Source organism: Chitinophaga nivalis, assembly GCF_025989125.1.
In the GTDB taxonomy this organism is placed as follows: domain Bacteria; phylum Bacteroidota; class Bacteroidia; order Chitinophagales; family Chitinophagaceae; genus Chitinophaga; species Chitinophaga nivalis.
Map to the genome: position 1 here is coordinate 6,074,766 of NZ_JAPDNR010000001.1, position 20,449 is coordinate 6,095,214.

A 20,449-nucleotide genomic window follows, 5' to 3' on the forward strand; every position below is an offset into this window, starting at 1 on the left:
ACGGTCTTTTATCCCTGCGTTCTGTTGACATCAAATCCGCCTTCCCCGATCCCATAGGTACCTTTGTTGCCACACCACGGACAGGTACTGACCTTTTCTTCTCCGATACAATGTATCTGACCGCAGCTGCACATGGCAAACGCAATCTGGTTGCCGCAGCAGGGGCAGGTAGGGTTACCAATCAGCTCATCACTGTTGATACGGGTAGGTCCCGCACTGTTATCGGATAATTCATAATAGGCATTATCTACCTGAAAAGCGCCTACCAGCTTATACGACATGGTATTCAGATTCAGACCGTACAGCTCCGCATCTTTCACAGACCGGCGGTACTTCATCAGGTAAGGCCGCTGCATGTTCTGGCATTTTGCTACCAGTACCGCATAGTTGCTATCGGTGTATTGCTTTGGTGGCAATGGTTTAGACAGATCTATTTTAGACAGCGTATCGCCGTGATGTATTTTTGCCAGTTCAAAACCGGCGGCATTTTTTTCTACACTCTCACTACTGGTTTTGATAGAATCCGTTACCCACTTGAAAAACTGCTTATAGGCAGCTGCATCGCTGTTCCGGAAATACATCACGTTTTCAGTCAGTTCCCGCAGTACGCCGGCATCGGCTTCGTCGCCGAAGGAAACGGCCACCATATTGGCGGTACGCTGCCAGCTCTGCTTCCACTCTGCAATAACGGCTTTGGTATCATCTGTAGGTACCCCATCAGTGAACAAAAATACGATTGGCTTCCAGTCGCCTTTTTGCTCGTAGGTGGTTTTTACCTGATTTTTCCGCAGCTCATACATCAGGTGTCCTAATCCTTTACTCAGCGAAGTACCGCCCCCGATAGGGAAACGCGGCGGATAGAAGGTGATGATTTCCTGTAATGGCACCAGCGTTTTGGCCTGGCCGGCAAATACGATGATCGAAATCCAGACGGTTTCAATGGCATAAGGATCGGCCTTTAATGCCTGAATGATCTGGGACAGCCCCTCTTCTACCTGCTGTATGGGCTCTCCGACCATGGATTCGGAGACATCTATCAAAAAATAAATAGGGAGTCTTCTCATTATCTGAAATTTACAGAAGTTAGGTATACGGTACCCGGGCCGGTGATTTTCAGCGTGGTAAGGCCTTCTCCACCCAGCAGGTTATTGCCGGAGAAATGAGAAGACATCCTGCTCTGCATGTCTGCATTCATGCAGATAAAACTTTTTTCATCCACAAATACCGTTTGTCCCGGTTCCAGGTTCAGGGTGATCGGTGTACCAATGACATCCAGGAACACAGTACAGAAACCGGTGATTTTTTGCATAATCAGACCTGTTCCGCCGATTAAAGAAGTGATATTGAGTTTCACATCAATATCCACTTTATCCGAAGAACCTACATAGAAACCTGCGCGGCAGATGATACCACCGGAGATTTGTTTCAGGTTGACGGGCAACATGCCTACACGGCCTGCGATTACCAGTTTTTTGGGTGCGATATTCGTGTTGCACAGCTCCACCTGAAAGATACTTTCACCGGTCAGCTTTCTTTTGAGCAGTCCGGCTACTCCCTTATCAAATACATTGATGTTGGAGGTAATACCTTCTTCATAATAGATCAGCGCTCCTTTTTCACAAAAGAACTTTTCCTGTTGGGCTAATTCTACCTGCAGGCATTTGAAGTCATGCCCGATAAGTTTAACGTTCATTTTTCCGATTGTCAGATTACTAAATTCACTTCCTGAGGCGGCGCCGGCAGGGTTACTTCCTCCGTTGTGCCCATGCTTTTGTTTCCTTGTTCTATGGTATCAGACACCCATTTGAAGAATTGTTTGAGGGTGGCGCTATCCGCGGTATCCAGGTGCACCACGGTATCTGTCAGCTCTTTCAGCATATCATTATCCGCCATTTTACCGGCTGCGCAACCTACGATGGCAGCGAAGTTGAGGCTTTTCACCCGGGGGATCATTTCGCGGTACAGCTGTACATCCGATGGTTTACCATCTGTAAAGAGAAAGAGCAAAGGCCGCCAGTCTCCTTTCTGGGTAGGCGTACCTTTGCGTACTTCGCTGTTTACTTTTGCGTAGAGCAACTCCAGGCCCATCCCCGTGTGGGTAGGACCGCTTTGCGGGCAGGTGATTTCCGGCAACTGAAAGCTCACCAGTTCGGTGAGGGGCATCAGTTCTTTCACTTCCCTGTCGAAAGTGATGATACTGAGCCACAGGGAATCCAGCGCCTGGGCGTCCATGCGGAGGGTATTGACCATTCCGCTCAAAGCATTGTTTAATGCCTGTATGGGTTCACCATACATGGAACCTGAGGTATCCAATAAAAAATATACCGGTAGTCTTCGCATCACTAAATTTTAAAAACCTTAAACCACAATATTCAGTTCAGACGGCGGTGGTGGCAGTTCATTCAGGCCTACCACTTCTTTTCCGGAGTCTTCCACTTTGGTGGAGCTTACGCCGATGGAGGCGGTTACCCAGGCAAAGAATTTGGAAATACTCTGGCTGTCGGCTGTATCCAGGCTTACCACATTTTCCGTGATTTGTTTCAGGATGGTGGTATCGGCGCCCGCACCGGCAGCACAGGCTACGGTGTAAGCCGTTTTACGTTTTTTGAATTCTGCCAGGCCACCCTGCCAGCTATCCGTAGGAATACCATCTGTCATGATAAACACGAGTGGTTTCCAGTCGCCTTTTTGTTCGGTAGTGGTTTTAGCCACTTCTCTGTCGATACAGTTGCTCACCAGCTGCAAAGCGTCTCCCAGTGCGGTGGTACCGGTAGCCCGGATATCTACCATCTGAAAGGAAGCCAGGTCGGTCAGGGGCACTGCCTGTCTGGCGGAGCTGTCGAAAGTAATGACGCTGATAAATGCCGTTTCAATTGCCTGTGGATTCTGACGCAGGGAGCTGATCATCACCTGTACGCCGTTCTTCACTGCTTCAATAGGCTCTCCGCTCATAGAGCCGGATGTATCCAACAAGAGGTATACGGGCAGTCTTCTCATACTATAAATAATTTAAGGTAACGGTGTTAATGGTTTCTTCCAGTTTTCTGTCTCTGGTAGGCTCACCGATGGCATTGAATTTCCATTCGCCATTGCGTTTGTAGAATACACCCATTACCATGGAAACGCTGCCTGCAAAGCTGGCTTCGTTGGCAATATCGTATTTGGCAAATACTTCTGTTACGCGGGAAGGCGTTCCTTCGTATATGCGTATAGACGCAAAAGGAATGGTACCGAAATCATGACCACGGAAGCTGTTCAGCATAAATGCCACATAAGATACCGCCGGGTTGAGCCGGGAAAAATCAACAGTGATCACTTCATTATCCAGTCCGTCATCACCCCCCATATCACCGGTCAGGTCATCTCCACTGTGACGGATGGCATTGTCTCTTGAAAACAATTGTCCGAAGTATACTACATCCACCAGTTTTTTGTTATCGTCGTACAGCGCGCAGCTACCGTCCAGGTCTACCGCTTCGGTGGATTTACCAAAGCCCAGTAATCCTTTTTTTACAATAGCGCCCCAGTTAATACCTACACAGATGTGTTGCAGTTTACTACCGTTGCTTTTCTCCAGGCTGATACGCTGGCCTTTCTGCAAATTAATTGCCATATCGTTGTTTATTAATTGTATTTATTTAAATAATCCTGTAAGCCACCTTTCATGCCGATGCCTACTGCTTCAAATTTCCATTTGCCTTCGCGTTTGTACAGGCGGCCGAATTCCACAGCTGTTTCGATAGAGAAATCTTCTTCCAGTTCGTATTTCAGGATTTCCTGATTGGTTACCGGATCAAAAATGCGGATCACGGAATTTCTTACCTGGCCGAAGTTTTGTCTTCTGCTTTCTGCATCGTGGATCGTTACCACCACACAGATCTCGGTGATCTCCGGTGTGATTTTCGTGAGGTCTATCTTGATCTGTTCATCATCGCCATCGCCCACACCAGTCAGGTTATCGCCGGAATGTTCTACGGAACCATCGGGTGTAGCCAGGTTATTATAAAATACGAAGTGCTGATCGGAAACAATCTTTTTATTCTCTCCCAATACAAACACAGAGGCATCCAGGTCAAATGCTGTACCGGTGCTGCTGCTGTTGGTATCCCAGCCCAGGCCAATCGTGAATTTCGGGGCATCAATGCTTTCGCGCTGTCCTTTTTGAAGATTAATTGCCATGATGTATTAATTTATGGTTATTAATAAATAAGTATTCCCGGATGTGTTCCAGGTTGTCTTTATAAAAGGCCATGGCATGATAATTATTGCCAATAGCCATATTATATAGCAGGTGTACAAAATCATTGGTTTGATTTTGCAGGAAGATGATACAGTCGGCCGGATCACTATGCAGGATGTATTTCACGATCCTCGTATTGATGGTAAAGTGGCCGCTTTTAATGATGGCATCCAGGTCGAAAATGGATTTCACCTGATGATAGTTCAGGTGATTTTCGATGTCCGGTGGAATATCCATATTCGTCAGCTCCGCGAAATACAGCAATCCCAGGTCATTTTGCAGGCCGTAATCCTGTACCATTTTCAGGATCATTTTTTCATGGCTGCCGGTGATACGGATATCATCGAGGAACAGTAACGTTTTACCTGTCAGGAATTCCCGGTCTATATGAAAGGAATCGCCGCCGATCAGTTGCATCCGCTGCGCTGCCGTGAGTGCCCCGTAATCATCTTTATAGGTAATGGTGCGGTGCACCTTCGTTTCCTGTACCACCGGAAAGCCCTGTTCTACCAACCACCTGTTGAGCTGAAAAACGAAATGGTTTTTCATGGCAAAAGTAGCGGTAGGAATAAATGCATACGGGCTGGAGATGACCACCAGCTGATCAGACACAGGATGACGCGACAGGTATTGCCGGATGAACCCCCTGGCCAGTTCGGTGCCAAATTCGCGGGCCACGGCCTCATCTCCGAATTTAAAACGGCTGTAGGCATTGGGGTCAAACCCGAATGCTTCTGCACAGGTAATTTTATGTAAAGAATAAGTAAACTGCATTACCGGACCACACTTAAAATGGAACTATGATTAGAATTGATTAACAGGCTATCTATTCCAACGGCGCTGGCGCCGGCTATGTCTGCCCTCGGGTTGTCCCCGATGTGAATCACTTCCTTTAAATTAATTCCTGCCCCTTTGCAACGTGCCACATTGTGCAGCATGTGCTGAAAAAACAACGGATTCGGCTTCGAAAGGCCCAGCTCATCGGAGTACAGCTGGAAGTCGAAATAATCTGACAGTTTGATTTCCTTCAATACCTTTCTCAGTGTTCGTCCTTTAATGAAACCGGTATTACTCAATACATTCACGGTGCATTCGCCGGTTGTTTTCAGCGTGGTTAATACAGGGATCGTTTCTTCGCTGTATACCAGCGGTAAGTGACTGAGCAGGAGTTGTTCCATCTGATCGTACAACTGATGAATGTCGATGTCGTATACGATATCAGCATCTTCATTGATCCTACTGATGACCATCAGGTACATCTCTTCTGCATCTATATTTTTCCCGGTTCTTTCATTGATCGCGTTGCACATCAGATCTACCTGACGGAAAACAGCGGTCACTTCTTCCAGGCTTTTCTGCTGCCGGTTGAAGTGAATATAAAAAAAGTGTGCTCGTTCTTTTTTGAATGCGGGGTCAGACTTTATCAAGGTTAACCACAAATCAAAAGAGTAATGTTTGTAATCCATCATGCTACAGTAGCTGATTTAAGCCATCATCAGGAATAGGTCAGTTTCTTCAGTTCATCCACAAAACTATCGGATTGATGTGGTTCACCAATGGCGCGGAATTTCCAGGCGCCGTCTTTGCGATACAGTTCTGCAAAGGTCATGGAGCACATACCGTTATAAGTATGATCGCCAGACAGGCTGAATTTGGCTATTTCCTTTCCTCTGCTGTCTACCGCACGGATAAAGGCATTATCAATCATACCAAAATGCTGGTTATTCTGCCGGCCGTTGTAGATGGTTACCATAAACAATATTTTCTGGTAACGGCCATCCAATGCGTCCAGTTTGATGATAATCTGCTCATCGTCGCCACCGCCGGCGCCGGTTCTGTTGTCGCCTGTCAGCCAGATATGGCCGGACGGGTGTTTCATGGAATTGAAGAATACCACATCGCCTTCGTACAGGCCTACACTTCTGCCATCTCTTGTTTGTACGCTTCTGCCCAGGTTGGCTACTTTTCCATTGTTGTCCAGCAGCATGGCTACTGCATCCAGGTCATATTCGTCTTCTTTCTTATCGCCACCAAATAATTTACCGAAAAAACCACCGCTGCTTTTTTGTTGTCTTACATCCCATCCCAATCCGATGGTAACGGTAGACAAATCAAATTCTTCTCCTTTATCATTTTTACGCAGATCAATGGTTTGACCTTTTATCAAATTAATAGCCATATGTCGGGATTTTACGTGTTTAGTACAGGGATTATTTTATAATCTGGCCTTTAAAGTATTTCGACAGGAAGTAAGCCAGGTCTTCTTTATAGCCGATACCGGAAGCTTCAAACTTCCATTTGCCATCTTTCAGGTACAGGCGACCGAATTCCACACCGGTTTCAATAGAGAAATCTTCTCCCAGTTCATATTTGGCAATTTCCTGTCCGTTGGCATCATCAACGATACGGATATACGAATTTCTGACCTGTCCGTAGTTTTGTTTTCTGGTAGCCGCATCATGAATGGTGACTACAAACAGGATCTCTTTCACCCGGGGATCTATTTTTGCCAGGTCTACCTGAATCGTTTCATCATCCCCCTCTGCACTGTTACCACCGGTAGGATCATCGCCGGTGTGATGCAGCGCGCCATCCGGCGAGTCTGTATTTCCATAAAAGATAAAAAATTCTTCCTGAATAATATGCCGGCCCTCATCAATCATAAATGCAGAAGCATCCAGATCAAAATCATAACCGGTTCCTTCGTTGGGATTCCACCCCAGCCCTACACTGATCTTCGACAGACCAATATCAATCCTTTGTCCTTTTTGCAAATTAATAGCCATCGTCTGGAAATTTAAACTCGGGTAATATAGTATATATAATCTACACAACAAAACTACATAACAAAAAATTCACATGTATATTAGCATCAAAAATCAGTCTTTCTGATATAGAAACGCGCAGGACTCCGTTCCTGCATCTCCTCTTCCGACCGGGCTTTCCGGCGGGTTTACTGCGTCGTGGGTAACATCGTTCGCAACATCCCCAGTTTCTACTTATCAACTTATCTTGCATCACACATTCATCTTTGATTGCCCGCTACATCACGGATCGTGCTACTATTGTGCTATGTTATTTTTCAAAGATACAGTATGCAGCACAGTAGAAAAATCACGGGAACCGGCTATTTTTTTTCTGCGGGCTTCCCGTCTGCATCTCTTCCACTCACCACAAACATGGTCCGCATCTGCCGGATATGATGCCGGCATGCAGGTTCCCTAATTTTTATCTTTTCTTTAACTATTTCGGGGAGATGTGTGAGCGGATTTTTTATCCTGCTGTTACGGGATGTCAGTTGCAGGGATCCCCTGATGCAGTCACCTGTTATATGGCAACGGCACTCGGATGCCGATCCTGATAAGTGGATGACGCCGGGGAATCAATTCCCCGGATCGTCATCCAACAGGTAGGGATAAATAGACACATCGGAAAAAATTTGCAGCGATGCGACCTCGCGGGCGCCCGATGCTGCTGCTTAGTTTTTCTTATTATATAAAGCTGGTTTCAGTATGATTACTTCACAAAAGCACCACGGCCCGGGATAACCCGCAGGCGGGTACGTATATCAGTCAGACAAAAAGTAATGGCGGCAAACGCAGCCCTGATAACGATACCAGGGAAATTACGACCCGCCGTTTCCAAAACAAAGATGGGAGGCCTATTGAAATAGATGTTCCCATTTTCATGCGGATGTATCATTGATAATAGTACGACGTTGTTAAAATATACTACGGCTGCGGATCGCTCAACGCGCGGTCAGCTGCGCCTGTGTATAGGCTGGCAGCGTGGGAAAAACCGGCAATTGCGCCGTTCCCAGTAATGCCAGATAAGTATTATGTCCATGCTGGTAGGCAAACCATTCCTGGTAAAACCGGAGTTTGGTAACCGGTGGCGGAGGCAAAGGAGCAGCCGGTAGTACGGGATGGGTAGCATTGTCCAGGCAGATGACCTGGTTCAGGCCACCAGTCTGTACATATACGGTACTCAGTTCACTTCGTACAAACGCCAGCGTTAGTCCCAGCAAACGTTTCAACCATTCGGCTGTTTCTACCGGAATATCATTGCTCATCACATCTGCCAGACCGGCAAACGCGAAAGGTACCAGGTCTTTATTGCTGTAGATACGGAATGCCTGCGCATTCGCCTGATTAAATACCTGATTGAAGTACTGCACAAAATCCTGATCTCCTACGGAAGGCGCCGCAAAAGTATACACCGACCAATTCACGGCAGCATTGCTGATCGTGGTTTTCAACAGCAGCGCATACGCACCAGCCAATGCGCCACCCAGGCTATGCCCGGTTATGGTAATATTCAGGTTTCCCTGACTGTTACTCGAAATATATTGCAGGTATTCCGCCAGACTCATGCCGTTATTGCCGGGGCGCAGACTGCTCAGGGATTTAATCCCTTTGAAAATACCATTGGAAATATGACCGTTCATCCAGGGTGTTGTGTTGTACACATCCAGGTCTTCCACAATGTCTGTAAGATCAGACCATACCGTGCCCCGAATGGCAATAATATACCGCTGGGGATCATCCTGGTGCTGTACCATATACATCAGGTTTGCCTGATTTGTAGCATACCATACCAGTTGCCAGTTGTTACCGGTGGCATAAGGCGCGTGCGGCTGTGACAGCAGGGATTCCAGGTATGGCTGGTCGGGTGCATATGCCAGCCCTGAAAGGGTCATACATACCTGCGCGTCAGTTTGTTGATAAGTGTTGAATAGGGACATCGTATTGAATTTATAAATAATCAGCATGCGGTGGGCCAACCGCCGGCGTTTGTAACACCGGCAATACCGCAGATACAGGGATCCTTATTTTAAAAACTTATTGCACATGGCTGATCAGCAGCTGCATCATGCTGTCAGACGATTATTGTTTTCACATCGGTTGAACAGGAAACAGGTAATGGTCAAGTTTATTGTTGTGTTCTCCTGTTACTACAAAGGAACTTCATTCTTGCTTATCAGGGTATCCCTACTTTGGGGGAGCTTTGTTAATTGGTTCCTTTATACTTTCCCCGGATCAGTGCATGCCGGCTGTTGACTTCCAGTTTTTCGTAGATGTTGCGGATGTGAGACTTTACGGTTTCGAGGGAGATATTCAGCCGGATGGCGACTTCTTTATTGGTACATCCATCTTCAATAGCCTGTAGTATCTGGGCTTCGCGGGGTGTTATTTTTTCGTGCAGGCTTTCCCGTGACTTGGGGTTAAAATAAGCCACCACCTTTCGGGCAATGCCTGGCGACATTGGTGCACCACCTTCCTGCAGCGATAACAAGGCTTCTTTTATTTTCAGCAACGGAGTTTGCTTCAACAGATAACCGGTAGCGCCTGCGCACAATGCCTGGAATATTTTATCCGGGTCATCATAAATGGTGAGCATCGCCACCTGACAGCGGGGCGCTCTCTTTTTAATCAGCGGAATGCCTTTAATACCGGATTGTCCGGGCAAACCAATATCAGACAATACGATGTCCAGCGTCACCGTTGCCGGCCAGCTATTCATGAAATCCGTTACGGTGCCGCCGGTAACCGGGCAGCTAAAACCTGGCTGATGATTGAAAAAATCGATCAGCGTTTGCCGTACCACCGGATCATCTTCAATAATACCCAAGTTTATCATCCTGTAAAAATGTTGTAATAAATCCAGAAATATTGCCCCTACTTTGGGGGAGATCTTTTAACAAGGTACCTGTAACAACAGGCAATAACGATCCTTTTCCCGGCTTACCTGCAACGCCCCTTTCATACCTGCAGCCCGTCGCTGCATATTGGCCATGCCCTGCCCGCCCTGGTAGTTTTTCATCCGGTTGCTGTCTCCGGAACAATGGTTACATACCAGCAAGGCTGTGGTAGTGGCGCCAAAGGTGAGCCGTACGGTAATGGCCGGCGTACTCGTATAACGCGCCGCGTTGGTCATCGCTTCCTTGAAAATCAGGAAAAAGTTTTGCCGCACCCGTTGCTGCAAAGCCCGGCTGGTATAATCTCCCTGCAACTCCAGCACACAGGTAATATCCAGTTCCTGCTGCAGGTTGTTGAGGTAATCCTTGATGCGGGAAACCAGGTCCGCTGCCGTATCAAAGCGGGCATCAATCGACCACACCATATCGCTCATCATCCCCAGCGCATATTTGCTGGCGGCAGCAATTTTCTGCAGCGCCGTACTTTCGCCGGACTGCATGCTGAGCATATCTGCCTGGAAATAAATACGCGTCAGCGAACTACCTACTTCATCATGCAGGTCGGCCGCAATCTTGGAACGTAGCTGCTGCTCTTTCAGCAATTGCATCATCCGGTAGCGGAATGCCAGGAATACCAGCACACCTGCCGCCAGTACTACACACATGCGGAACCACCAGGTCTGATAAAACGCCGGCACTACAGTCAGCGGAATACTCAGCAGTTCCCGGAACACCGCCTGGCCTGGTATACGCGCGGCCAGCTGCAGCTGATAATGCCCGGGCGCCATCCCCGCAAAAGCAATTTCCTGTTGCGGGCCAACCTCCTGCCAGGGCGCCTCCTGATTTAAACGGTAATAATAATAGAACTGACTCACAGTAGGATCTACGCCGCCGAAACGCAGGGAGAAATATTGTATATCGGGGCTGACGGTGAGCGCAGGCGCCGATTGATAAGGCAATGTGAAATCGTGCTGTAAACCACTTTTGTTGCCGGTAGTAAAGCTGGTGAAACTAATGTTTACAGGGCTTTTACCCGGATGATAGGCTACCAGCTCCTGCATGTTAAATGCCACAATACCATTCAACGTACCCAGGTATACCTGGTTGCCGTAGCGGCAAACAGCCGAATGATTAAACTCATTGGAAGGCAGCTGATCATGCCGGGCATAATTTTTTATCTGTTTGTTCACCAGATTAATGATGCTGAGTCCCTGATCGGTAGCAGCAATCACGTCGTCGCCTATACGTTGCAGCGAATAAACAGCATTACCCGCCAGGCCATTGCTGGTATTGATTTCCTGCAATATCTGCTGCTGCCTGTTAAAGAGCACGATACCACGGCCATTGGTACCACCCCAGAAAACATCCTGTACAGGCAGGATATCATAAAAAGATTCATTGGCATAGTCCGGATGTGTATTTTCAAACAGGCGTTGCAACTCCCTGCTTTCCGGCCGGTATAAAAAAAGTCCTTCCACCGTGGAGATGTAACGCTCCTTTCCGGCGATCAGGATATCAAAGATTTTTGCCTGCTGCAATGCACGCCCCGCAACACTTTCCGGCAGCAATCGGTGTGCGGTACGGGTATGCACATTCAGCAGATACACGCCGTTATAGGTACCTACCCATACCAGGGAATCATTTTCCCGGGTGAGGGCAGTGGTGTATTTGTTGAGGACACGGTGTTGCCAGGGTATCTGTACCGTATCCTGCCAGAAAGGCTGCAGCGTATTTTTAGTGGTATGATACCATAACAATCCATCCCCTTCAGAGCCCAGCAATAAACTATCTCCCTGCCAGGGCAGGATCGTATAAATAAAATTGCGGGCGATGTTTTTTTTCTCTCCGGTTTGCTCATCTACCTGTATAAAACCTTCCTGATAAGATCCCATATATAGTTGATTACCGTGCCGGTGTATACAGCGGATACTTTGCGGGATGGCCGTTTCTTCTGCAGACGCCAGCAACGACCGGAAGGGCGTGCGCTGCTGCTCCAGCAGTACCACGCCTTTAGCCAGGGTCAGATAGGTACGCCCGGCATGACTTTTGGCCGTGGTGACCCGGAAAATACGCTGATACGGCGGTGCAATGGGCAACACTTCACTGCATTGCCGGGTATTTACGTTCCAGGTAACAAATCCGATTCTGTTGATGAAGAGGCCCATCTCTCCCACCCCCATCGGTAAAATAAATACACGGCCTCTCAGCCGGATGCTATCATTCAGTGGATGTTGCCATCGGGATAACAGCCCGGAATGTTTATTGAAAATATAAATGCCTTTCCGTTCAAGATAAAAATAAATATCCCCTGTTTCCGCAAAATACAACTGCCCGTTGATGTAGCCGGCCAAAGACTTCATGGGATAAAATACCGGTGGCATAAACCGGCCGGCATCCGGAAACAGCTTTACAAAACGGCCATTACATACCACCCATAATTCTCCTTTCACAGGTTCATTAATCGATTCAATACTGGCGAGCCCTACTTCATTGGGATTGAGATGCCCCAGGTCTGCCACCAATAATAATTCGTCCTGCACGACCCGGTATATTTTCGCATCCCTGGTGCCTACGTATATGGTGCCATCCAACCCTTGCCCCATAATAGTGATGTAGGGGCCGGTATCATCACCGGTACTTCCGGCAGGCGCTATCCGGGCAGTGGTCCAGCTTTTCAGGTCGAAGCGGCTCAGCCCTTTCCGGGTAGCGATCCAGAGATGATCTGTTTTATCAATAAATATACAGGTGATGCTGTTGGCCAGAATAGCCGGTTTGGTGGTGAGGTTGAAGGTGAGCACCTGATTCCCGTCGTAACGATGCAGGCCGCTGCTGCTGAAAAACCACAGGATACCTTTGCTGTCGGGCGTCACCTGATTAATGTTGGCATCCCGCAGTGACTCCGGCAGCGGAATGTACCGGTAATGGAAATCAGGACGGGCAATCGCAGGGAAATAATTACAAAATAATAAACAGGATAACAGACATAAACATCTCATAATGATAGCAACAAAAAACACCTACACTGGGATAGCAACCCAATGATACGCATTTTCACAGGATTCTCCCACAGGTACCGGGCAATAAAATATCCTGGCGCCCCTTTTACGAAGCCACCAGGATCATACTTATCAAACATTGAACTAACCTGCATGTTAATGGTCGCCGCTCCACCTGCTGTGGTTGCGGGCACCCGAAGGCTTACTGAATAGCGGCCAGCCGGGTATCGGGCAACGTCACCAGTACGTTGCGCTGCAAAAACGGCATGCGTATCAGCATTTTCTGCTGCCCTGCCACACCTACAATTTCTACTGTGAGGTCGGTGAGCGCACCTTCTTTCATGGTCACCTGTTTGCCGGGTGAAAAGGAAGTATCAGATACTTCCAGCTCCTGCTCTTCTGCCAGCACCAGTCTGATATTACGTATAGTCGTTTCCGGTACTCTTGCCACTTCCCGGCCGGCACGCACATAATGCAGCGCGCCATCTATACTGAGGCCGCCGTAAAAGGCCTCCTGATCTTCCAGGAAAACAAAAATACATGAAGGGAATAGTGGCGTATCCACATACCGTTGCCGGTTGTTCCATACACGTAAAGATCGTTTGGTGGGTAAAAAAGCATGAATACCTTTAAAGGACAGTTTCTCCGCTATTTTTTTCTCATAACGGGCTTTGGTATATATTATATACCATCCGGGCACGAACTTTCTCATTGGGACAGTTTTCGATACATTTTTCGATACATAGAAAATAATATGGAACCGGTCTGCTGACAACTGGTCCCAGGTGTAAAGGACCCGTTATACTTCCACGTCTTATTTCTCATACTACAGCCGGCATGCAGCCAATAGCGCTACTTACCAAAGGGCAACAGTTCTCTGTAAAATTACCGGTGATCCGACGGATGATAACAGTTTGCAGGGCATATTAATCACAACAGGGCTCTCTTCAGGCAAACATACCAAGGGTTCAAATAGTAACTATACCATACTCCTGGTTGTAAATTAATAAACTAAATCAACACAACAAAAGATAAAAATAAAAGCCGGCAAAAAGTAACATATGGTTTTCACTTTTTGCCGGCTTCACTCCTTACCGTTTATTTATCATTATTGTCCTACAGCAAGACTGGCATTTACAATACCCCATCCGAAATCAGGATTCTTGTTGGAAGCATAGCTGGATGCACGTTTCATTCTGGCCACAATGCTATCTCTCGGATAAGCCGGATATTTACTCCACACCAGCGCTGCAATACCTGCGCAACTGGCGGTAGCTACAGAAGAACCTCCCACCGTAGAAGGAACATCACCACTCATCGCAGTAGAGAGCGGATTTCTGCCATTGGATACTTTCTCCATTACAATGGTGAAGGCTACTTCCGATCCTACGTGGCAGCTTTCACAACGTTGTGTCAGGTTATCTTTCACACCGGTTACGGCGTATACTTCCGGCATATTGGCGGGGAAGATCACTCCTACCCAACCGGCAAAGATGCTGAAGGAAGTACCGGCTGCACAGAAAATCAGTTTCTTTTTGTTGTTGGCATACCGCACGGCATCTCTGATGGAACTTACAGAGAAAGGTGTACCCAGACTCATACTGATGATTTTCACTGCAGCATCATCTCCACCCTGCAGGTAGGCATTGGCCACTCCCTGCTGTGATTCAGAACTTAACAGCACTACATTTTCTGCTGCATTTACCACTGCCAGATTACAGTTGTAGGCAATACCTGCTGCACTGCCGCTGGTACCCCGTGGGGCAGCCATCGCACCGGCCATGCTGGTACCGTGACCACAAACATCCGCAGGTGTTGCACCCGGATAGGTCACCAGTTTCTGTATAGTTCTGCCACTGGAAGCGCCCTGATTAAACAAAGATCCCAGGTTAGCCTGATCCGGACTTACGCCTGTATCAATGATCATTACTTTTACGTTCTGGCCAGTGGATTTTGTCCAGGCTTCTGTGATATGATGATAGGGATGGTTCCAGGATTGTTTGGCTCCCGGCGTGATGGCAGTATAATCTGTGCCCGCTATCAGATCGGTTTTAGGGTTGTTGCTCCCACAGCCAAAAGAAAGCAGATCTGATTTGGTAGAAGGCGCCGAAGCGGTCACCGCAAATTTGGTATTGCTTCTTTCATCCATAAAAGCGCCATAACCAGCTGGTTCGGCATAACGCACGAGGCGGGAAGCTCTCAATGCTTTTACCGTAGCGAGATGGCTAACTTTTACTGTGAAGTAAGGCAGTTTGTTTTCAGGAAATACCACAGCATCTTTTGCGATGGCATTTTTCTGACCACGTTCATTTTCCAGCACCAGGTTCATCACCTGATTACGTACACTTCTCCAATCATTACTGTTTACATCAATCTGATCTATTTTCTTATCAAGATCGGCAAAACCGGCCGGTTGATAACCCACGGTCAGGATACTGTCGCCTTGCAACAGGGCACTCCACACCATGTTATCATTGGCTGATTTCCAGTCGAATTGGTTGGTTTTAAATAGTTGGTCTTTGATAAAAGCGTTGATGGCAGATTTTGGAATAACTTCTTTCGGATTTACAGGTTCCGGGGCCTGCAGTACCGTTTCCCGCTTCTGACAGGACAGTAACGTGGAAAACAGGATACATGCGACAAGTGCATTGTTTCTTTTCATGTGTGAATTTTTAGATGATATAATTATTGAACTAAAAAAGGTTAACTATTGCGGAGTAGAGACGCTCCCTTTTCGGAAAGACTGGTTTTTCATGACCGTTATCCGGGTTTGCTACAGATATGGTGATTTTCTCCGGCTAACGCCCAGGGTTACACTAAAAAGCGAGGGCAACAAACAGGTGGTCATCCTGTTTTTATTTGGGTAACTGTTTTTTTGGCAATCAGCTGCATGAGTTCATAGGAAAATCTGTTTATAAAAAAGTGGTTACCGGGCATCCGCCGGAAATCCACGGGTATAGTTGTTTCCTGCTGCCATAACCGGATTGATTCCGCAGACATCACTTCCCGGGTACCTGTCACTACAGTAATGGGTATATCCAGCGGCGGTTTTTCCTCGTAGCGATACAATTCACTGGCTTTGAAGTCTGCCCGCAGTATCGGCTCCAGGTAGTGCAACAATTCTTCATGCTGCAGTACTTCTGCAGGACTCCCATCCATCTCTCTGACGATGTTTATAAAATCAGCTATCGGCAGTAAATGTTTGGGATCCTGTTGCCGGGCCGGATCTGCCGGGCCGCTGGTACCGGTTATATAAAGATGTGCAGGTGGCTCATGACCGTTTTCCACGATCATACGGGTGAGCAGGTAAGCAATCAATCCGCCCAGGCTATGCCCATAAATGGCATAGGTCCGGTTAGACAATATATTTTTCACCTGCCGGTAAATATCTGCAGCCAGGTCGTGTACATCATCCAGTAAAGGTTCATGGGTACGTTGGCCCCGGCCGGGATACTCGAATGGCAGCAGGCGCAGGGAAGACGGTGCTACCGCTTCGAAATGCCGGTAAGCATGTTTATTGCCGCCGGCAAAGGGTAAACAAATCAGGTTTATTTTCTCCATATCAACCAGGGTTTAAAAGCAGGTCTTCCTGTACAACGGTAACGGATACACGACTACTACCATGTTCATAATATATAATCGGAAAATAGTAATGGGCAGGTGTACCGGCCGGACTTTCATACAGATAACAGCAACTGGGAAACGGGCCCGGGTGCAGGGTAAAAGCGGTTTAAATTTCAGGAATCCGGGTTCTCCTCTCTTCAACAGGGCAACACTATAGGTAATTCTATCTCAACAGCATCAATGTCAGTAGGTTCTTTATCGCACTAAATTAACAAACAAATGTTAACCTCCCAAAAAAAGAGAATAAATAATTGTTAACTCATTAAGGGCATTATACCGCCTATAACCGGCACTGCTGCTGATATTGCGGTGGTGCGCTCCTGTCACAGCGTACAGATGGGCAGGTATCCTGCTATTATATATTACCTGCATCACACACCAGGGATGCGGCAATTACCTGCGCGTATTTCTCCCCGATTAAGGGTTAAGGGTACGCTTTCTGAGAACACGTAGCAGCCGGGATAAGTAATTATCCGGATGCTGTTTATATTGCAGTAGTTTATCACCAATAAATCCCCTTTAACATGAAAAAACAATCCCCTTCCAAATTGCAGTTAAAAAAAATCAGGATTGCCGCGCTGCAACCCGTACAACCCGAACAAATACGCGGTGGCGCTCCTACTACTACCGTGCAAAGCATCACCTGTCCCGGTAATGAAGCCTGTTACAGTGGCATCATTGCCTGTGAATCTGTGCGTATCTGTAATGCCTGATTCCATGTTCCATGCGGCCCAAATGCCGTATAACCATGACCGGTAGTGCCGGTAAATCCGCTGTAACACTTTGTTATAGCGGATTTTTAACACAACCACCTTATCATCTGGTTCACAAATTTCTTTTCATTTTTACAAATGTGTATAAAAAACACACCATGTTGTTACTGTAGACAAAATTCCATAGTCACTGTAAAGTCAATAGCAGCAAGGATCGCTATACTACTTTTGTCCATTTTTTCAGCAAGAAAAAAATATTACATACAGACTATAGAATTAGTGGGAATAAATTATATTTGATTTATTCTAAACCTCAATTCTAGTTTTATGAGACGCACCAAAATCTATGTTAACTCAACATTAGCCCTGTTGGTAACACTGCTTACCATCTCCAGTTGTAAAAAAGAAAACGCTAATGACGGGCCTGTAGCCCCGGAAAAACCAGCAGCAGAGCAAGCTGTAGAGGACCATTTAACGATCACGCCTGAGAGACAAAAAGTGATCGACTTTTTCAACAACAACAAAAATGCCCGTGGCCAAGCCACAGGCGCGGTAGCAGCTGCCACTTACCGTTCATTCACCATCAACTACGCCGCCAGTGTTCCTAACGACATTAAAACGTTAGTAAACGGAGAAATTGATCAACTGTACAACACCAGCATCACTGCTACCACCAAGTCACGCATGACCGGCGCTCCTATCAATGTATATTCCAGCCCGGGAAGTGGTGATTTATTTTATGTTAACGGTAACGTATATATTGTAAACTTCAATGTATACCGCCAGGTACATACCGGCGCCGGTAACGTTATCTTCCATGAATTGTTCCACTACCTCCACGATCGTTGGGTATCCGGAGGTTTTAACAACTCTACCATCATCAACTACTACCGCAACATCCGTACAGCGGGTGTTTATCCGGCAGGTTCCTATGTACTGTCTAACCAGGGTGAATACTTTGCTGTATCTGCAGAAGCTAATTACTGCAGCACCAGCAGACCGCCTTACAACGCATCTACATTCAGCAGTTCAGATCCTAATCTGAAAAGTTACCTGACCACCAATTTCTAGTTTTTTCTTTCTGTATAAAAAGGTTGCTCTCTGGCAGGAGAGCAACCTTTTTTCATGGTTATATCCGTTGTTTTATTCTTGCCGGGCTCACCCCGAATTTCTTTTTAAACTCATTACTGAAATGCTGCAACGTAGTATAACCGGTTTCATAAGCGACTTCCGTTACAGACAGCTCCCCTGCCGACAGCAGGCTGCGGGCGATTTCCAGGCGATGATCTTTCAGGTAACCAAAAACCGTATGATGAAAGACCTGTTTAAAACCTTTCTTTAATTTAAATTCATTTAATCCTACCTGTTTGCACAACATGGTGAAAGAAGGTGGATTTTGTAAATCATGTAACAGGATATCGCGGGCCAGCTCCACTTTTTTAATATCTGCCGGTAACAACCGGAAACCACGTTTCGGTGCTGCCACAGTTTGTTCCAGCTGCTCGCACTGTAATGTTAATAGTTCCAGTACCTGCGACTGCAGGTATAATTTATTCCAGGTTCCCTGATAATGGTTGTTACTGATTTCACTGATCAGGAACTGCATGCGCGGCGTAATAGGCCGGCTGTCGTGCCAGGCCTGCGGCCCGGGTTGATAGCGAAACATACTATTGGCCAGTTCATCTGTCACCGGGCCGATATCCTGTACCAGCTGCTGAAAACGTTCGGGCAGAAAACTCAGCAGAAACAATTGCATATTGTGCTGCTTTTTAAAAACAGTGGTGGCGGTAGCATATGGATTCTTCAACACCGTATGTTGCCCGGCCGTATAATGACGCGTAGTACGATCTTCAAATGACGTGACGCTACAGGAACCCTGTTGCAGGAAAACAAAACCCGGTAAAGGTGTTGTTTCCTCCGTAGTTACCTGTATGTTTTCGTGGATATCCAGGTGGCAGTACCCAATATGTACGCCATCAAAATAAAGGTGACGAAAACGTAGTTGCGCGCAATCCGCAATATCCGCCTGTTCTTCCTGCCATATCTCCGGCTTTACATGCGGTACCGGTACAGGATTCGGCTGTATGGATATCCTTTCTCTGGCATCATTGGTAAACACAACTGTCATAAAAAATCCGTTTTACGCAAATTTTCCTCCGTTTTCTGCAACAGCAGGTCTGGTATAAAGCGTCAATTTGCTGATAAATAAAAAACTAATTAAAACCTATTGCTAAACAACAAGCATGTATTACCGACACTTAACGCGGACCTCCCCCTATGTCCGGGGGATGATTTTAACCAGATTTTAACATTCTTTAAATGATACTTAGAAACCACCATATCATGAAAGCTGGTACCAACCTGCAGGGACTGGAGCGGCTGATCTATTTTTTTGTATATAAAGTATTCCGCTACCGTTATGATGTAGTCATGCAAAACCTGTCACGATCCTTCCCTGAACGTTCCTATGCAGAGATAAAAGAATTGACCCGTCAGTTTTACCGGCATTTCAGCCACCTGTTCCTGGAAATCATCCGCATGTTCACCAGGCCTGAAAAACAGTTGAAAAGGCAGTTAAAAATGCGTAACACGGAATTACTGGAGCATTATCACCGGCAGCACCGGAATATAATTATCATGTTGGGACATTACGGCAACTGGGAATGTGTGAGCCTTTGGCCCCGGTATTTTTCCTTTGACATTTACGGGGTCTTTAAGCCCTTGTCCAATAAATTCGCCGGCCGCATCATGGAAAAACTGCGCACCCGCTTCGGATTAAAGCTGCTGGCACAGGAACAGGCATCACGATTCATGTTGTCTAACCGGAAGAAAGCCAGTACCTATGTGATGATTTCTGACCAGTCTCCCGCCCGGAAAGCGGAATGCCTGGTCAACTTCCTCCACCAACCCACCCATGTGCTGACCGGAGCAGAAAGACTCGCCACCGCACTGGATGCCGTAGTGGTATATGCGGTCATCAATAAATCCGGTCAACCCGGCCACTGGGAAGTCACCTTTGAATTGATTACCGACCATCCCACCGCGATGGCGCCACATAATATTACCAAAAAGTTCAACCAGTTTCTGGAAAACGACATCCGTAAGTCTCCCGCCTACTGGCTGTGGACGCATCGTCGCTGGAAAACTAAATGCTTACAACCATGATGACACTGTTTAA

Annotated in this window: 20 protein-coding genes; 3 read left to right on the forward strand and 17 right to left on the reverse strand. The window is 46.9% G+C overall.

All coding sequences use genetic code 11. The features are described 5' to 3' along the window. Positions 1-8 precede the first annotated feature (8 nt). The 16 genes from OL444_RS22905 to OL444_RS22980 form a co-directional block, all read right to left on the reverse strand. A complete protein-coding gene (locus tag OL444_RS22905) occupies positions 9-1,064 on the reverse strand; it encodes a TerY-C metal binding domain-containing protein (RefSeq protein WP_264729513.1) in 1,056 nt (351 codons plus the stop codon). Beyond that, positions 1,064-1,693 (reverse strand): AIM24 family protein, encoded by a 630-nt coding sequence (locus OL444_RS22910; protein ID WP_264729512.1) that lies wholly within the window; start codon positions 1,691-1,693, stop codon positions 1,064-1,066. The genes OL444_RS22905 and OL444_RS22910 overlap by 1 nt, the downstream gene beginning before the upstream one ends. An 11-nt stretch (positions 1,694-1,704) precedes the next feature. After that, positions 1,705-2,340: a vWA domain-containing protein gene (locus OL444_RS22915; protein ID WP_264729511.1), complete on the reverse strand. Its 636-nt coding sequence runs from the start codon at positions 2,338-2,340 to the stop codon at positions 1,705-1,707. An 18-nt stretch (positions 2,341-2,358) separates the two neighbouring features. Beyond that, positions 2,359-2,997, reverse strand: a complete 639-nt coding sequence (locus tag OL444_RS22920; RefSeq protein ID WP_264729510.1) for a vWA domain-containing protein — start codon at positions 2,995-2,997, stop codon at positions 2,359-2,361. Position 2,998: 1 nt separating this feature from the next. Next, positions 2,999-3,613 carry a TerD family protein gene (locus tag OL444_RS22925; RefSeq protein WP_264729509.1) on the reverse strand — a complete coding sequence of 205 codons (615 nt, stop codon included), beginning with the start codon at positions 3,611-3,613 and terminating at the stop codon, positions 2,999-3,001. A gap of 11 nt (positions 3,614-3,624) precedes the next feature. Then, positions 3,625-4,179 (reverse strand): TerD family protein, encoded by a 555-nt coding sequence (locus tag OL444_RS22930; RefSeq protein ID WP_264729508.1) that lies wholly within the window; start codon positions 4,177-4,179, stop codon positions 3,625-3,627. Then, positions 4,169-5,014, reverse strand: coding sequence for a phosphoribosyltransferase family protein (locus OL444_RS22935; protein WP_264729507.1), 846 nt, complete (start codon positions 5,012-5,014; stop codon positions 4,169-4,171). Before OL444_RS22935 ends, OL444_RS22930 begins: the two co-directional genes overlap by 11 nt. Beyond that, positions 5,014-5,709 (reverse strand): HAD family hydrolase, encoded by a 696-nt coding sequence (locus tag OL444_RS22940; RefSeq protein WP_264729506.1) that lies wholly within the window; start codon positions 5,707-5,709, stop codon positions 5,014-5,016. Before OL444_RS22940 ends, OL444_RS22935 begins: the two co-directional genes overlap by 1 nt. Before the next feature lie 26 nt (positions 5,710-5,735). Continuing rightward, complete coding sequence (locus OL444_RS22945) at positions 5,736-6,419, reverse strand: TerD family protein (protein WP_264729505.1); 684 nt, start codon at positions 6,417-6,419, stop codon at positions 5,736-5,738. Positions 6,420-6,450: 31 nt separating this feature from the next. Continuing rightward, positions 6,451-7,026, reverse strand: coding sequence for a TerD family protein (locus OL444_RS22950; RefSeq protein ID WP_264729504.1), 576 nt, complete (start codon positions 7,024-7,026; stop codon positions 6,451-6,453). 962 nt (positions 7,027-7,988) lie between these two features. Then, positions 7,989-8,984: a lipase family protein gene (locus OL444_RS22955; protein ID WP_264729503.1), complete on the reverse strand. Its 996-nt coding sequence runs from the start codon at positions 8,982-8,984 to the stop codon at positions 7,989-7,991. Between the two features lie 266 nt (positions 8,985-9,250). Next, entirely contained in the window at positions 9,251-9,880 is a 630-nt protein-coding gene (locus OL444_RS22960; RefSeq protein ID WP_264729502.1) for a response regulator transcription factor, read from the reverse strand. Positions 9,881-9,937: 57 nt separating this feature from the next. Further along, the gene (locus tag OL444_RS22965; protein ID WP_264729501.1) at positions 9,938-12,934 is read right to left on the reverse strand and encodes a sensor histidine kinase; all 2,997 of its coding nucleotides are present in this window, start codon (positions 12,932-12,934) and stop codon (positions 9,938-9,940) included. 202 nt (positions 12,935-13,136) lie between these two features. Next, complete coding sequence (locus OL444_RS22970; protein ID WP_264729500.1) at positions 13,137-13,646, reverse strand: UpxY family transcription antiterminator; 510 nt, start codon at positions 13,644-13,646, stop codon at positions 13,137-13,139. A 396-nt stretch (positions 13,647-14,042) separates the two neighbouring features. Next, the gene (locus tag OL444_RS22975; protein WP_264729499.1) at positions 14,043-15,596 is read right to left on the reverse strand and encodes a S8 family peptidase; all 1,554 of its coding nucleotides are present in this window, start codon (positions 15,594-15,596) and stop codon (positions 14,043-14,045) included. A 182-nt stretch (positions 15,597-15,778) separates the two neighbouring features. Next, positions 15,779-16,495, reverse strand: a complete 717-nt coding sequence (locus OL444_RS22980) for a thioesterase II family protein (RefSeq protein ID WP_264729498.1) — start codon at positions 16,493-16,495, stop codon at positions 15,779-15,781. Positions 16,496-17,082: 587 nt separating this feature from the next. Here OL444_RS22980 and OL444_RS22985 point away from each other — a divergent pair. Both OL444_RS22985 and OL444_RS22990 read left to right on the forward strand, forming a co-directional pair. Further along, positions 17,083-17,271: a class I lanthipeptide gene (locus OL444_RS22985; RefSeq protein WP_264729497.1), complete on the forward strand. Its 189-nt coding sequence runs from the start codon at positions 17,083-17,085 to the stop codon at positions 17,269-17,271. Positions 17,272-17,598: 327 nt separating this feature from the next. Then, on the forward strand, positions 17,599-18,342 hold the full coding sequence (locus tag OL444_RS22990) for a hypothetical protein (RefSeq protein WP_264729496.1): 744 nt from the start codon (positions 17,599-17,601) through the stop codon (positions 18,340-18,342). A gap of 58 nt (positions 18,343-18,400) precedes the next feature. Here the strand turns inward: OL444_RS22990 and OL444_RS22995 are convergent, their stop codons facing one another. After that, a complete protein-coding gene (locus tag OL444_RS22995) occupies positions 18,401-19,399 on the reverse strand; it encodes a helix-turn-helix transcriptional regulator (protein WP_264729495.1) in 999 nt (332 codons plus the stop codon). Positions 19,400-19,590: 191 nt separating this feature from the next. Between OL444_RS22995 and OL444_RS23000 the strand changes: the two genes are divergently transcribed. Then, positions 19,591-20,436, forward strand: coding sequence for a lysophospholipid acyltransferase family protein (locus OL444_RS23000; protein ID WP_264729494.1), 846 nt, complete (start codon positions 19,591-19,593; stop codon positions 20,434-20,436). The last annotated feature ends 13 nt before the right edge of the window (positions 20,437-20,449 follow it).